Here is a 14,502-nt window from a genome sequence, read left to right as displayed (position 1 = left end):
CCCGCCCCGACCCGGCCTATGCTGGCTCCATGCGGCGCAGCATCGAGGACCTTCGCATCTTCTACGGCGAGCCGGCCGGCGCCCTGGCGCGCCGTCTGCTGGCCCGGCGTCTGGAGGACGCCTGGGGCGAGGCGGCCAACAGCGACGTCCTGGGTCTGGGTTACGCCACCCCGTGGCTGGACGCCTTCGTCGGGGCCCGCCGGGTGGTCGCGGCCATGCCGGGCGGTCAGGGAGTCGAGCTGTGGCCATCGGTGGGCAAGAACCGGACGCTGCTGGTCGACGACCGCCGTCTGCCCTTCGCCGCCGGATCGTTTGACCGCATCCTGGTCGTCCACGCCCTTGAGGAAGCCGACGACGCCCAGGCCCTGATGGCCGAGGCCGTGCGCGCCCTGTCGCCGGCAGGGCGGATCATCCTGGTCGCAGCCGCGCGGGGCGGCCTCTGGGCGCGGGCCGAGACCACGCCGTTCGGACATGGGCGACCCTTCACCCGCGGCCAGCTGGAGCGGCTGGTCCGGGCAGCCGGTCTCGAACCGACCGCCTGGTCGCAGACGCTGTATGTGCCGCCCTGGGGGCCGCTGCTGCCGCTGGCCGACGGCTTTGAACAGGTCGGCAAGCGCATCATGCCGGGCGCGGCGGGAGTCATCCTGCTGGAGGCGACGCGTCGGGAATACGCCCGTATCCGGCCCGGAGGGGCGGTGGCGACCGCGCCGGTGAGGACGCCCGCCCTCCAGCCCCGGCCTGCGAACCGGTCGGGGACCGGCGATGATCTGGCGGGAACGGCCAAACGCCCTTAAAGGCGGGCCATGCAGCGACTGATCCTGATGCGACACGCCGAGGCCGAACGGGCCGCCAGCTCCGGTCGGGACCGCGACCGCGCCCTGTCCGTGCGGGGCCGGCAGGACGCCGCCGCCATGGGCCGGGCCCTGGCCGCGCGGGGCATGAGGCCCGATCTGGCGCTGGTGTCGCCCGCGCTGCGCACCCGCCAGACCTGGGATCTGCTGCACGACGCCTTCGGCGACGTCCAGGTGCGCGAGGACGAGGCGCAGTATAATGGCGGCGCCCACGCCCTGCGCCTTCTGGTCGAGGCCGCCGAGGACGAGGCCGGCTGCCTGATGGTGGTGGCGCACAATCCCGGCGTTCATCTGCTGGCCGTCGAATATCTGGTCGAAAGCGCGGCGTCGCCGTCGGTTCTGGACCGCATGAGCGGCGGGTTTCCGCCGGGCTCCGCCGCCATCTTCACCGTGGATGTCGCCGGCCGTTGCGCCTTCGAGGGCTTCCTGCAGCCCCGCGACCTGGGCGGCCTGTGAGCGGCGTCGCCTACAAGCTGGTCGACAGGGCCGAGTGGACGGCCGCGCGCGAGGCCGGGAGCTACGCCGGTTCGGCCGTCGATCGGGCGGACGGCTACATCCATCTGTCGAGCGCAGAACAACTGCCCGAGACGGCGCGCCGACACTATGCGGGTCGGACCGACCTGATGCTGGTCGCCGTGGACCTGCGGGCTGTTGGCGACGATCTGAGGTGGGAGGCGTCGCGCGGCGGGGCCCTGTTTCCCCATCTTCACGCCCCGCTTCCGGTCGCCGCCGCGACGGACGAGCGCGGCCTGTCGGTCGACGACCATGGCGTCATGCGTTTCGACGACGGAGCTGTCGGATGGCCCTGAGCGACCTCGGCGCCGCCCTGCTGCGACGGCTGGATCCCGAGGTCGCGCACGGTCTGGCGATCCGCGCCCTTCAGATCGCGCCCCTGCCGGCGCCGCCCGCCGACGACCCCATTCTGAAGACCCGTCTGGCGGGGCTCGAACTGCTGAACCCGGTCGGCCTCGCGGCCGGTCTGGACAAGAACGGCGAGGCCCTGCGAGGGCTGGCGCGCCTCGGCTTCGGTTTCGTGGAGTGCGGCTCGGTCACCCCGCGGCCACAGGCCGGCAACCCGAAGCCGCGCCTGTTCCGCCTCTCGGAAGACCGCGCCATCATCAACCGGATGGGGTTCAACAACGCGGGCCTCGAGGCCTTTGCCGCCCGCCTGGCGAATCGCCCGCGCACGGTGGTCGTCGGCGCCAATCTCGGGGCCAACAAGGACACGGACGACAAGGCGGCCGACTATGTCACGGGTCTGAGGCGCCTGCGCGGCCTCAGCGACTATGTCACGGTCAACGTCTCCTCGCCCAACACGCCGGGACTGCGCGCTCTCCAGGGCCGGGCGGCGCTGGACGACCTGCTGGGCCGATTGAACGAGGCCCGGGCCGGCGATCCGACGCCGGTTTTCCTCAAGATCGCGCCCGACCTGACGCCTGACGAGATCGCCCTGATCGTCGAGGCCAGCCTGGACCACGGCATCGACGGCCTGATCGTCGCCAACACCACCCTGGATCGGCCCGACAGCCTGCGCTCGCCGGACCGCGGCGAAGCGGGCGGCCTGTCCGGCGCGCCCCTGAAGGCCCGCGCCATGAAGGCGCTGCGCGCCGCGGCGACGGCGTCGGCCGGACGCCTGCCCCTGATCGCGGTCGGCGGGATCGATTCCGGGGCCGAGGCCTACGCCCGGATCCGCGCCGGCGCTTCGGCCGTCCAGCTCTATTCGGCCCTGATATACGACGGCCCGGGGCTCGTCGCGCGGATCAAACGGGACCTCGCCGCCCGCCTGCGCGCCGACGGATTTTCGACGGTGTCCGAGGCCGTTTCAGCGGCCCGTTGACGGAGCGTTAGGGCAACGCGGGCATAGTGCGCGCACGGGCGAAACCGCCTTGTTCGGGGAACCGCATGGCGATCGCCAAAGTCGATACGCAGGCCTCAAATCCCGCACCGGCGGACGACTGGGCGATGGCGATCCGTCAGCGGCGCAAGGCGTTGCTGCAGCGGCTCGGCATGTCCGCGGCCAGCGCCCTGATCTTCAGCCCGCTGCTCGGCTGGCCGTTGAGCGTCGGCTGGGTCGTCGGCTATTTCATCATCCAGGCTCTCGATCTGTGGATTTTCGGCCCGATCAACAGCGGCCGGACAAACCGTCTGCAAGGCCTGCGCGGGATCGCCGGGTGGCTCATACTGACCGTCAACGCCGGCTATTTCGGCAGCCTGTCGGTTCCGTTGTGGCTCGCGGGCGGCCCGATGGGCGGCATCTGCGCCGCCCTGCTGTTGTCCGCCGGCGCCATTTATTCGGTGATCAACGCTCCCCGGTCGAAGTCCGTCATGCTGCTGACCGCTTCGTTCCAGTTTCTCTATCTGTCGGCGACGCCGGTCTTCATGGCGATCTATGGCGCGTCAACGGGCTTCGTGACCGCAGCGGCCATCGCCGTGGGCGTCTTCATCACCTACTGCCTGTCGACCTGGCAGCGCATGAACGAGGCGCGCCTGGCGGAAAGCGCGGCGCGGATCGAGGCCGACCAGAAGCGATCGGACGCCGAACGCATCATGGAGGGCCGCAGCGCCTTCCTGGCCGCCATCGGCCACGATCTTCGCACCCCCATCAGCGCCATCCTGACCGGTGCGGCCGAACTGGAGCGCGGCGCGACCGACGCCTCCGCGCGGTCACAGGCCCATCTGATCACGGACGCCGGCTTCATGATGAAGGCCCTGCTGGACGATCTTCTGGATCACGCCAAGCTGGACGCCGGACACATGACGGTGGACCAGGTCGACTTCGATCTGCGCGACCTGCTGAACCAGACCGTCCGCCTCTGGCGCGGGCCGGCCCGCGCCAAGGGACTCAAATTGCGGGTCGAGGGCGCCGCCTTCGTCCCCGCGGCCGTGCGCGGCGATCCGATGCGCCTGCGTCAGGTCCTGAACAATCTGATCTCCAATGCGATGAAGTTCACCGACACCGGATCGATCACCCTGCGCCTGCAGGCCTGGCCGGACGAGCCGGGCGGCCACGCGGTGCTGATCGAGATCGCCGACACCGGTCCCGGCATGACCCCCGAACAGGTCGGGCGTCTGTTCACGCCCTTCGACCAGACCATCGCCGGGGTCAGCGCCGTCCATGGCGGAACCGGCCTGGGCCTGGCCATCAGCCGCCAGCTGGTCCAGTTGATGGACGGACGCCTGACCGCCCGCAGCCAGCCCGGCGTCGGCTCCCGCTTCACCCTGTCCCTGCACCTCCAGCCGGGCGAGGCCGTCCCGGCCGGCACGCCGGCCCTGGACCAGCAGAGCCGCGACGCCGTCGCCCGTTCCCTGTCGGGCAGCCGCTCGGCCGCCGCCGAACAGATCGCCGCGCCCCAGCCCCTGTACGAGGCGCCCCCGGCCCCCGCGTCGCTCGCCGCCGCCGCGGAGCCCGGGCAGGAGGAGGACGACGAGGGCCGGCCCATGCGGGTGCTGGTGGTCGACGACCACGACATCAACCGCCGCGCCATCCAGCTGATCCTGCAGCCGCTGGGCTGCGACATCGCCACCGCCGCCGACGGCATGGCGGCGCTCAGGATTTGCGAGCACACCGCCTTCGACCTGATCTTCATGGACGTGCGGATGCCGGAACTGGACGGCCGCGAGACCACCCGCCGCATCCGCGCCGGCGACGGCCCCAACGTCGGCGTGCCGATCATCGCCGTCACGGCCGACACGGCGGCCGAGGACATCGCCGCCTGCACGGCGGCGGGCATGACCTATTTCGTGCCCAAGCCGATCACCCCGCCGATGCTGCTGGAGGCCATCACCCATGTGATGACCATGGCTCAGGGGGAAGACGTCGACGAGGCGCAGACCGTAGCCGCCTGACCCCGCACTTCGGTCGCCAGCCGATCGGCGAAACCGTCGGCCTTCATCGCGCATTCCCAGACCGTGACCACGCGCCAGCCGTCGGCCGTCAGCGCCGCCCGGCTGGCCTCGTCGCGCCTCCGGTTGCGGTCGATCTTCGCGATCCAGTAGGCGGCGTTGGCCTTGGGCTGTCGGCCGCCTCTCGGGCAGTCATGGCCGTGCCAGAAACAGCCGTGCACGAACACGGCGACACGCCGCCCCTTCATCACCAGATCGGGCCGGCCCGGCAGGCCCGCGCCGCCCAGCCGGTAGCCGATGCCCGCCGCGCGCAAGATGCGGCGCACGGCCAGTTCAGGCGCGGTGTCGCGGCCCTTCACGCGGCGCATGACGGCGCTGCGCTGTTCCGGGGTGAAGACGTCTGTGGTCACGATCCAGACCTCTCGCGCCGCGTCGCGAGCGGTCGCGCCTCTAGAGCTGCGCCAGCAGATGCTCCGCCGACGAGACCTTGAACTCGCCCGGCTGTTCGATGTTCAGCTGCTCGACGACGCCGTCCCTGACCAGCATGGAATAGCGCTGCGAGCGCTCGCCCATGCCGAAGCCCTTGGCGTCCATCGACAGGCCCAGCTGGCGGGTGAAGTCGCCGTTGCCGTCGCCCAGCATGACGATGTCGTCCTTGCCGATGCCCTGGCTGTCGGCCCAGGCGCCCATGACGAAGGCGTCGTTGACCGAAACGCAGGCGATCGTGTCCACGCCCTTGGCGACAAGGTCCTGGCGGAGGTCCTTGAAGCCCGGCAGATGCTTCGCCGAACAGGTCGGGGTGAAGGCCCCGGGGACGGCGAACAGGGCCACGGTCCTGCCGGCGAAGATGTCGTCGGTGGTGACGGGTTTGGGGCCGTCGTCGGTGGCGCGGGTGAGGTTGGACGAGGGGATGCGGTCGCCGATCTGGACGGTCATGGGCAGGCTCCGGGAGGGGGTGTGAGGACCAAACGTGCCGATCAGATAGGCGTTGCCGCCGCTCCCGCCAACCGGTCACGCCTTGCAGACGCCGCCATCCGCACCAATGATAGGGTCATGGACGAATTCCAATCCCTGGCCGGCCGGCTTCTGGTGGCCATGCCCGGCATCAGCGACCCCCGGTTCGAGCACGCGGTCATCCTGATCTGCGCCCACCGGCCGGACCACGCCATGGGCCTGAGGCTGGACCGCCCCGCGCCCGGCGTGAACCTGAAGAAGGTGCTGACCAAACTCGACACCGCCGCGCCCGACGACGCCGACAGCCGCGCCGTGCTGATCGGCGGGCCGGTGGAGCGCGAGCGGGGCTTCGTGCTGCATACCGACGACTGGCTGGTCGACGACGCCTCCCTGGCCTTCGGCGCGGGCTTCGCCATGACCGGCACCCGCGAGGCCCTGCTGGCCATGGTCGATCCGGCGACGGGTCCGCATCGCTCCGTGCTGCTGCTCGGCTACGCCGGCTGGGACGAAGGGCAGCTGGAGGAGGAACTGGGCGAGAATGTCTGGCTGACCGCCGACGCCGATCCCGAACTCATCTTCGACCCCGACCACGAGAGCAAATGGGGCCGGGTGCTGGCCGGTCTGGGCGTGGATCCGGCGCGATTGTCGGGACAGATCGGCCGGGCCTAGGCCGACCGGGCCTTGATCGGCGCCGTGCCGTCGGCCAGCGATTCGTTCAGATACACCTCGGCCTCCTGGGCCGGCAGGGCCGGGGCGTAGCCGAAGCCCTGGCCGTAGTGGCACTGGGCGTCGAGCAGCAGCTTGGCGAGGCCGGCGTTCTCGACCCCCTCGGCGACGACGTCGAGACCGAGGTCGCGGCCGAGATTGACCACCGACTTGACGATCTTGGCCGAGCCCTCGTCCTTGTCCATGGTCAGGACGAAGTAGCGGTCGATCTTCAGCGTATCGAACGGCAGCTTGGCCAGCCAGGTCAGGGACGAGAAGCCGGTGCCGAAATCGTCGAGCGCCAGCGACGCGCCCGCTTCGCGCAGCCGGGTCAGGGTCTCGGCCGCGCGCGAGGTGTCGCGCATGATGTCGCCCTCGGTCACCTCCAGCTTCAGCGCGCCCTTGGGCAGGCCGGCCTCGGTGATGATGCGGGTGACGTCGTCGACCAGATCCGGCCGCTCGATCTCGCCGACCGACAGGTTCACACTGCAGAACAGCTTGCCCGCCGCCGGGTGGCGCGCCAGCCATTCGGCCAGCTGTCGCGACGCCGAGGTCATCATCAGCAGCCCCAGCTCGTTCATCAGGCCCATCTCGTCGGCCAGGCCGAGGAATTCGTCGGGCGGCACCAGCCCGCGCTTCGGATGGCGCCAGCGGGCCAGGGCCTCGAACCCGGCCACCGCCCCCGTCAGCAGATTGACGATCGGCTGGTAGAAGGGCTCGATCTCGCCGCGGACGAAGGCGTTCCTCAGGTCGGCCTCGAGCGCCAGACGGGACAGGCTGTCGCTTTCCAGCGCCCGGCCATAGGCGGCGGCCCCGCCGCGGCCCGCCAGCTTGGCCTGTTCGACGGCCAGTTCGACCCGGCGCAGCAGTTCGGCCGGATCGGGCGCGTCCGGCCCGCCCTCGGCCGCCGCCGAGCCGATCGACACGGTCGGATAGATGTCGAAACCGGCGATTCTCAGGGGTTGTTCAAGCGCCTCCCGCACCCGTTCGGCCACGGCGCCCGATCCTCTCGGCGCCAGGACCGCGAACTCGTCCTCGCCGATGCGGGCCGCGTTGGCGTCATGGGCGAAGGCGGCGTTCAGGCGCGAGCCGAGGGCCGACAGCACAAGATCGGCCCGGGCGTGGCCCAGGGCTTCGTTCAGGCGGCGCAGGCGGTCCACGTCGGCCACAACGAGCTCATAGTCGCCGGGCTGGGTCAGCAGTTCGCCGGCGCGGGCCAGGAAGGTGCGGCGGTCCAGCAAGCCGGTCAGGTGATCGCGATGCGAGGCGGCGAATTTGGCCTCCAGGGCCACCACCCCGGCGGCGCGCAGCCCGTCTTCCAGCCAGACGCCGCGCCAGATGCAGGTTTCGGCGTCGCGCATGCGCAGCCGGATGGCGACCTCGGTCCCCTCCTCCTGCGGTTTGAGGATCTTTTCGGCCAGGGAGCGGTCCTGCGGGGTCGCCACGGCGGTGAAGGCGGCGCCCGAACACTCCGGCGCCAGCGGCCCCAGGCCCAGGGCGCGGGTGGCCCCGGTGAATCGCATCTGGTCGTCGGCGGGCGTCCATATCCATAGGGCAGTGTCGGCCGCCGCCAGCGCCTCGATGGCGGTCGTCGCGTCCCAGGCCAGACTTCTGGAGCGAGTGTTCAAACGCTTACCGGTCCTGATGGAGAGCCCCAGGGATCACCCCTGGTCAGCCGCCGCGCGCGGCTCCGTCATTCACGACGCCGAACAGGAGATGATCTGCCCATGCGCCGTTAATTTTGAGATAAGCCCGGGCTTCGCCCTCGAGGACGAAGCCGGCCTTTTCCAGAACGCGACGCGAGGCGAGGTTGCCGGGCACGCAGGCCGCATCGACCCGGTGCAGGTTCAGATCGTCGAAGGCGTAGGCGACCATGGCCCGCACCGCCGCCGTGGCGTGTCCCCGGCCCGCGAAGGGCTGGCCGATCCAGTAGCCCAGCGTCCCCGTCTCGGCCACGCCGCGGCGCACGTTGGACAGGGTGATGGCCCCGACGAGCGCCTGGTCGGCGTCGGCGAAGATGAAGAAGGGCCAGGCGTTGCCGGCCTCCATTTCGCGGGCGTAGATGGACAGCCGACGCTTGTAGGCGGCCCGGGTCAGGTCGTCCTCGGGCCAGCTGGGCTCCCACGGTTGCAGATAGGCGTGGCTGGCCTGACGCAGGGCGGCCCAGGCGTCGTGATCCCCGGCGCGCGGGGCTCTCAGGGTGACTCCGCCCCCCTTCACGACCGGACCGGTCGCCTCGTTGATCCAGTCCAGCAGGGCCATGAGGTCAGACTAGCGGGCCGGCGCTCAGCCGAAAAGAGCCTCGCGGAAGGCGGCACCGGCCGGCGCGGCCGCCTTCGGCCCCAGCACCGCGGTCGCGGCCTTTCCGGCCCCCAGCGACATCGCCGCGGCGGCGCGCACGTCCTCGGCGGTCGGCGCCAGCATTCGCTCGGCCATGGTTTCCGAGGAGATCGGCGCGCCGAACATCAGCACCTGGGCCGCCGCCCGGCCGGCGCGGGCCGCCGGGCTTTCGTCCGACATCCACAGCCCGGCGTTCATCACCGCCTTGGCCCGCGACAGCTCCGCCGCCGTCGGTCCGGTCCCGGCGAGGGCCTTGAGCTCGGCGGCGCAGACCCCGGCCAGTTCGACCGCCCGTTCGGCGGCGGCTCCGGCGTAGATGCCGAGGATGCCCGTGTCCTCATAGGGTTCGTGGTAGGCGTCGATGGCGTAGGCCAGCCCCCGCTCCTCGCGGGCGCTCTGGAACAGGCGCGAGGCCATGCCGCCGCCCAGGATTTCGGTCATCAGCCGCGCGGCCGCATAGGCCGGATCTCCGGCGGCGGGCGCCGGCAGCTGGAAGACGATGTTGGCCTGTTCGATCCGCCGCGACAGGGCGGCGCCGCCGCCGGTGAAATGCGGCGTCTGCGGTTCCTGCGCGGGCGCGCCGGTCTCGGAGCCGAACCAGCGCTCGGCCAGGGCCAGCAGCTCGGCCTCGTCCACGGCGCCGGACACGGCGACCACCATCCGATCGGGCGAGTACAGCCGGGCCCGCCAGTCGCTGATCGACGCCCGCGTGATCGGCTTCAGGCTTTTCACCGAGCCGAGAATCGGCCGGCCCAGCGGCTGGCGGGCATAGGCTTGGGTCTGGGCCATTTCGAAGACGTGGTCGTCGGGCGTGTCGAAGGCCTCGGCGATCTCCTGGGCGACCACGTCCTTCTCGCGTTCGATCTCGTCGGGATCGAGCGTTGGGCGAAACACCAGATCCGACACCACCTGCATGGCCAAGGGCAGCGAGCCGTCCAGCGCCCGCACCTCGAAACTGGTTCGCTCATAGCCCGTGGAGGCGTTCAGCGACCCGCCCTCGGCCTCGATCCGCTCGACGATCTCGCGTGCGCCCATGTCGCCCGCGCCCTTGAAGACCAGGTGTTCGAGACAATGGGACCAGCCCGAGGTCGCCTCGGTCTCCCATTTCGCCCCGCCGCGCACGGCGACCGTCAGGGCCAGGGTGCGCAGGCCGGGCATGGGATCGCAGACGACGCGGACGCCGTTGGACAGGGTGTGGAGGGTGGCGGTCAGGATCTCGGCTTTCTACGCAGCAGCGCGATATAGAAACCGAGCACCGCCAGCGCCAGTCCGAACCACGTCAGGGCGTAGCCGAGGTGGTTGTTCGAAAAGGCGGCGGGCGGGGCCGAGGGCTGAAGGGCCCCGAAACCGGGAAAGGCTGACGTCACCGCGTAGAGGGTCTGGGAGGCCCGTTCCGGCGGGACGCCGAGGACCGCCGCGATCGCGCGATTGTCACGGGCGAAGAACCGCCCATTTTCGGGCGGAAGGGCGAAACTGTTCGGGGCCGGCGTGTTTCTGACTTCGGCGATGATCTTCGGATAGCTGCCCGGGAGGCGAGGCGCTCGATACTGGGTGAAAGGCGGACGCGCGCTGATCTCCTCCGACATGAAGCCGAGGTCGACCAGACGACCGCTACACTCGGCGATCAGGCGGACGCTTGGGACGCCGTCGTGGATGGTCTGCAGTTCAACCCGTTGGTTGGCCTGAAAGTCGCAATCGAGGATGACCTTCTGGAACTCCGGCAGGTCGGTCCGCTCGCCGGAAGGCAGGGGAACCGGCGGATGCGTCGCCGCCGCCTCGGCCTCGGCGATCAGTCCGTTCTTCCACTGCATCCGTTGCACCTGCCAGACGCCCAGCGAGGCCAGCAGGACGACCGCCAGCGCGCAGACGATCGTCAGGCCCCAGGGGAAGCGGTTACGGGTCGCCTCAGTCGTCATTGCGCGCCTGTCCCGCCTTGTTGCGCATCTGCAGGGCGATCATCACCCCCTTGCCCGGCCGCATCAGGCCCAGCGACAGGCCGGCCACCAGCGGCAGGGCTGCCGCCAGCATGGCCCAGATGGGGGGATTGTACGCGACCTGGATGAACAGGGCCGAGAACACCACGATCCCGCCGGCGATCTGCATGATGAAGACAGCCGCCCCGTCGCCCGTGTTCAGACGCGTGAAATCGAAGCCGCAGGCCTCGCAACGTTCGACCACCTTCAGGAAGCCCGCGAACAAACGCCCCTTCCCGCAATGGGGACAGCGGCAAAGCAGACCGGCGCGGATCGGGTCGATCCGCGCCGGTTGAAGATCAAGCCCTGTGGGGCCTTGGTTCACCCGAAGGTGACGTAGACGAAGGCGAAGAGGAACAGCCAGACCACGTCCACGAAATGCCAGTACCAGGCGGCGGCCTCGAAGCCGAAATGCTTGGCCGGGCTCATCTGGCCGGCGTAGAGGCGCAGAAGGCAGACCAGCAGGAAGATGGTGCCGATCAGGACGTGGAAGCCGTGGAAGCCCGTCGCCATGAAGAAGATCGAACCGTAGAGGCCGGAGTTCGCCGCCTCCTCGTTGAAGAACAGGTTCTCGTGGATGATGTGGTTGTACTCATAGGCCTGCACCGCGGTGAACAGGATGCCAAGGGCGACGGTGATCAGCAGCCCCGTCTTGGCGGCGCTGCGGTCGCCGACCTGCAGGGCATGGTGCGCCCAGGTGACGGTCGTGCCCGACAGCAGCAGGATGACGGTGTTCAGCAGGGGCAGCTGCCAGGCGTCCAGCGTCTCGACGCCCTTGGGCGGCCAGGTCGACCACGCCTTGGCCGTATCGGCCCAGTTGGCGACTTCCGGAATGTGGGCGCGGGCTTCGTTGAAGACCGCCATTTCGAAGAACATCCAGAAGAAGGCCGCGAAGAACATCACCTCGGAGGCGATGAACAGCATCATGCCGTAGCGCAGGCCGATGGAGACGACCGGCGTGTGGTCGCCCGCCTTGCTCTCCTTGATCACGTCGGCCCACCAGCCGAACATCGACACCAGCACGCCGGCGAAACCGGCGAAGAACAGGGCCTTGTCGCCCTTGGCCAGCAGGGCGCCGGCGACGGCGCCGGCGTCCTCGCCGACCAGGCCCTTCATCCAGACCACCGCGCCGACCATCATGGTCGTGACGGCGATCGAGGCGACCAGCGGCCAAGGGCTGGGGTTCACCAGGTGGTAGTCGTGATGCGGTGCGGCGTGGGCGTCGGCCATCAGGGTCTCTTCAAGCGGTCGAGATACGTAGGGGGCAGGCTATAGCGTCCGCTATCCGGCTGCGCCAGAGGCTTGGCCGGCGTTGGTCGCCAGGTCCGCCGCCTTGGTCGGATAGAAGGTGTAGCTGAGGGTGATCTCGCGCACGCCGCGGCTCTCGCGATCGGTCGCCATCTCGGGCGCGACGAAATACTGGACGGGGAATTTCAGCGTCTGCCCGGGCTGGATCGTCTGCCCCTCGAAGCAGAAACACTGCAGCTTCTGGAAATAGGGACCCGCCCGTTCCGGCACGACGTTGTAGGCCGCCGTGGCGTGGATCGGCTGGTCCGAGGTGTTGGTCACGTCGAAATAGGCCATGCCGGTCTCGCCGATTCGCACCCGCTGGCTGACCTGTTCGGCGCGGAAGGTCATCGGCAGGTCGCGGACATTGGTGTCGAAGCGAATCAGGACTGTCTCATCCAGAATTCGGTCCGGGGCGGTTTCGGCCTTGCGGACCGTGCCGTCGAAGCCCGTGACCTGACAGAACATCCGGTACAGGGGCACCGCCGCGAAGGCGGCGCCGGTCATGCCCATGACGGCCAGGACGCAGGCGATGGCGATGGCGTTCCGCGACAGCTTCATCCGGCGTAGCCCACCGGCCGGCCCTCGGCGATCGCGTCGGCGCGGGCGTCCAGATTGCGCTTCAGGTTCAGCACCGTCACGCCGAACACCAGCACGATGAAGGCGACCAGCGCCCCGGCGATGGCCAGGTTGCGCTTCTTGCGGGCTTGCAGCTGTTCCGGGGTCAGGCGGGTCATGGTCGTTACAGTCCAGGGATGGCGGCGACGCTCTCGACCAGCAGGGCCGCGAACAGGGCCATCAGATACAGGATGGAGAAGGCGAACAGGTTCCGCGCCGGTTTGGCCTCCGCGCGGACATCATACAATGCGGCCTCTCGCCCCACGGCCTCGGCCTTGTCGGGCTGGTCGCCGGCGCGGCTGCGATACAGGCGCACGGCCAGGAACAGGAAGCCGAGGCCGCCCACCACCGACACGGCGAGGTACAGCAGGCCGCCCATCCCCGTCAGACCGGGCGCGATGGCCACGGGGACGAAGACCAGGGTGTAGAGCAGGATCTGCAGCCGGGTGCTTCTCGCGCCCCGCGCCACCGGCATCATCGGAATACCCGCGCGGGCGTAGTCGCCGGCCGAATACAGGGCCAGGGCCCAGCTGTGCGGCGGGGTCCACAGGAAGATGATCAGGAACAGCAGCCACGCCTGCCACGGGGCCTGCCCCGTCGCCGCAGCCCAGCCGATGACCGGCGGGAAGGCCCCGGCGGCGCCGCCGATGACGATGTTCTGGGGCGTCCGCCGCTTCAGCAGCAGGGTGTAGAAGGCGGCGTAGTAGACGATGGTCAGCAGCAGCAGGCCGCCCGCCAGCCAGTTGGTCGTCATGCCCAGCAGCATGACCGAAAAGATCGACAGGATGACGCCGAAGGTCATGGCGTCGTTCTTGTTGACCCGGCCCGCCGCGACCGGCCGCCCGCGGGTGCGCCGCATCAGGGCGTCGGTCTCGCCCTCCAGCGCCATGTTCAGCGCCCCGGCCGCGCCGGCGCCGACGGCGATGCACAGGATGGCGATGGCGCCGGAGATCCAGTCGATGTCGCCGCCGGCGACCACCAGCCCGGTCAGGGCGGTGAAGACCACCAGCGACATCACGCGCGGCTTCAGCAGCTGGAAGAAGTCCTCCGGCTGGGCCGTCGAGATCACGGTCTGTGGGGTGGCTTCGGTCATGGCTCTTTCAAAAACCCGGAAGGCCGCCCTTTCGACTGAAAGAGCGGCCCCCGTGTGTCAGTCCCGGTATGGCCGGTCCTAGTGCTCGTCGCTCTTGACCACCGGCAGTTCGTTGAACTGGTGATGCGGCGGCGGCGAGGACAGGGTCCACTCCAGCGTCGTGGCGCCTTCGCCCCACGGGTTGGCGACGCCCTTGCGGCGGCGAATGGCGGACTCGGCCAGCATGATCAGGAAGACCAGCACGCCGATGGCCGTGATCGCATAGCCGAACGACGAGACCTTGTTCCACAAGGCATAGCCGTCTGAATAGTCGACATACCGGCGCGGCATCCCCTGCAGACCGAGGAAGTGCTGCGGGAAGAACACCAGGTTCACGCCCACGAACATGATCCAGAAGTGCGCACAGCCGAGGAACTCGTTGTACTTCACCCCGAACATTTTTTCGTACCAGTAGTAGAAGCCGCCGAAGATGGCGAAGACGGCGCCCAGCGACAGCACATAGTGGAAGTGGGCCACGACGTAATAGGTGTCGTGCAGGCTGTAATCGATGCCGGCGTTGGCCAGGACCACGCCGGTCACGCCGCCGACGGTGAACAGGAAGATGAAGCCGATCGCCCACAGCATGGGCGTCTTGAAGCTGATGGAGCCGCCCCACATGGTGGCGATCCAGCTGAAGATCTTCACCCCTGTCGGCACCGCGATGATCATGGTCGCGGCGATGAAGTAGGCGCGCAGGTTCACGCTCATGCCGACCGTGAACATGTGGTGGGCCCACACGATGAAGCCGACGAAGCCGATGGCGACCATGGCGTAGGCCATGGCGAGGTAGCCGAAGATG

Annotated in this window: 18 protein-coding genes; 6 read left to right on the top strand and 12 right to left on the bottom strand. The window is 69.5% G+C overall.

Features of this window, described 5'->3' with window-relative positions; translation table 11 throughout:
- Positions 1-29 precede the first annotated feature (29 nt).
- From ASD25_RS12490 to ASD25_RS12470, 5 genes are all read left to right on the top strand, one after another.
- Entirely contained in the window at positions 30-794 is a 765-nt protein-coding gene (locus ASD25_RS12490) for a class I SAM-dependent methyltransferase (protein WP_055831089.1), read from the top strand.
- A 9-nt stretch (positions 795-803) separates the two neighbouring features.
- Positions 804-1,307: a histidine phosphatase family protein gene (locus ASD25_RS12485; protein WP_055831091.1), complete on the top strand. Its 504-nt coding sequence runs from the start codon at positions 804-806 to the stop codon at positions 1,305-1,307.
- Positions 1,304-1,660 carry a DUF952 domain-containing protein gene (locus ASD25_RS12480; RefSeq protein ID WP_055831093.1) on the top strand — a complete coding sequence of 119 codons (357 nt, stop codon included), beginning with the start codon at positions 1,304-1,306 and terminating at the stop codon, positions 1,658-1,660. Before ASD25_RS12485 ends, ASD25_RS12480 begins: the two co-directional genes overlap by 4 nt.
- On the top strand, positions 1,651-2,688 hold the full coding sequence (locus ASD25_RS12475; RefSeq protein WP_055831095.1) for a quinone-dependent dihydroorotate dehydrogenase: 1,038 nt from the start codon (positions 1,651-1,653) through the stop codon (positions 2,686-2,688). The genes ASD25_RS12480 and ASD25_RS12475 overlap by 10 nt, the downstream gene beginning before the upstream one ends.
- A gap of 65 nt (positions 2,689-2,753) precedes the next feature.
- Positions 2,754-4,697, top strand: coding sequence for an ATP-binding protein (locus ASD25_RS12470; RefSeq protein ID WP_055831097.1), 1,944 nt, complete (start codon positions 2,754-2,756; stop codon positions 4,695-4,697).
- Here ASD25_RS12470 and ASD25_RS12465 read toward each other — a convergent pair.
- A complete protein-coding gene (locus ASD25_RS12465) occupies positions 4,655-5,104 on the bottom strand; it encodes a very short patch repair endonuclease (protein ID WP_082560138.1) in 450 nt (149 codons plus the stop codon). The genes ASD25_RS12470 and ASD25_RS12465 overlap by 43 nt on opposite strands.
- Before the next feature lie 40 nt (positions 5,105-5,144).
- Positions 5,145-5,630: a peroxiredoxin gene (locus ASD25_RS12460; RefSeq protein WP_055831099.1), complete on the bottom strand. Its 486-nt coding sequence runs from the start codon at positions 5,628-5,630 to the stop codon at positions 5,145-5,147.
- A gap of 117 nt (positions 5,631-5,747) precedes the next feature.
- On the opposite strand from ASD25_RS12460, the gene ASD25_RS12455 reads away from it, so the two are divergent.
- Complete coding sequence (locus tag ASD25_RS12455) at positions 5,748-6,317, top strand: YqgE/AlgH family protein (protein ID WP_055831102.1); 570 nt, start codon at positions 5,748-5,750, stop codon at positions 6,315-6,317.
- Here ASD25_RS12455 and ASD25_RS12450 read toward each other — a convergent pair.
- The 10 genes from ASD25_RS12450 to ASD25_RS12405 all read right to left on the bottom strand — a co-directional run.
- Positions 6,314-7,981 (bottom strand): bifunctional diguanylate cyclase/phosphodiesterase, encoded by a 1,668-nt coding sequence (locus ASD25_RS12450; protein ID WP_055831104.1) that lies wholly within the window; start codon positions 7,979-7,981, stop codon positions 6,314-6,316. The two genes, ASD25_RS12455 and ASD25_RS12450, sit on opposite strands and share 4 nt — an antisense overlap.
- 43 nt (positions 7,982-8,024) lie before the next feature.
- Complete coding sequence (locus ASD25_RS12445) at positions 8,025-8,615, bottom strand: GNAT family N-acetyltransferase (protein WP_055831106.1); 591 nt, start codon at positions 8,613-8,615, stop codon at positions 8,025-8,027.
- A gap of 24 nt (positions 8,616-8,639) precedes the next feature.
- Positions 8,640-9,851 carry a pitrilysin family protein gene (locus tag ASD25_RS12440; RefSeq protein WP_156376989.1) on the bottom strand — a complete coding sequence of 404 codons (1,212 nt, stop codon included), beginning with the start codon at positions 9,849-9,851 and terminating at the stop codon, positions 8,640-8,642.
- A 50-nt stretch (positions 9,852-9,901) separates the two neighbouring features.
- Complete coding sequence (locus tag ASD25_RS12435) at positions 9,902-10,609, bottom strand: SURF1 family protein (protein ID WP_055831110.1); 708 nt, start codon at positions 10,607-10,609, stop codon at positions 9,902-9,904.
- Complete coding sequence (locus ASD25_RS12430) at positions 10,599-10,892, bottom strand: DUF983 domain-containing protein (protein WP_327019545.1); 294 nt, start codon at positions 10,890-10,892, stop codon at positions 10,599-10,601. The genes ASD25_RS12435 and ASD25_RS12430 overlap by 11 nt, the downstream gene beginning before the upstream one ends.
- Positions 10,893-10,987: 95 nt before the next feature.
- Complete coding sequence (locus ASD25_RS12425; RefSeq protein ID WP_055831115.1) at positions 10,988-11,896, bottom strand: cytochrome c oxidase subunit 3; 909 nt, start codon at positions 11,894-11,896, stop codon at positions 10,988-10,990.
- Positions 11,897-11,947: 51 nt separating this feature from the next.
- The gene (locus ASD25_RS12420; RefSeq protein WP_055831117.1) at positions 11,948-12,514 is read right to left on the bottom strand and encodes a cytochrome c oxidase assembly protein; all 567 of its coding nucleotides are present in this window, start codon (positions 12,512-12,514) and stop codon (positions 11,948-11,950) included.
- Positions 12,511-12,690 (bottom strand): hypothetical protein, encoded by a 180-nt coding sequence (locus tag ASD25_RS12415; protein ID WP_055831119.1) that lies wholly within the window; start codon positions 12,688-12,690, stop codon positions 12,511-12,513. The genes ASD25_RS12420 and ASD25_RS12415 overlap by 4 nt, the downstream gene beginning before the upstream one ends.
- 5 nt (positions 12,691-12,695) lie before the next feature.
- Positions 12,696-13,664, bottom strand: coding sequence for a heme o synthase (gene cyoE / locus ASD25_RS12410; RefSeq protein ID WP_055831121.1), 969 nt, complete (start codon positions 13,662-13,664; stop codon positions 12,696-12,698).
- 78 nt (positions 13,665-13,742) lie between these two features.
- A partial coding sequence (locus ASD25_RS12405) for a cbb3-type cytochrome c oxidase subunit I (RefSeq protein ID WP_200943618.1) occupies positions 13,743-14,502 on the bottom strand: 760 nt, incomplete at its 5' end.

The organism is Brevundimonas sp. Root1423 (genome assembly GCF_001426805.1).
The sequence above is the reverse complement of the archived record's forward strand: the minus strand, read 5'-3'. Positions and strand labels throughout refer to the sequence as shown.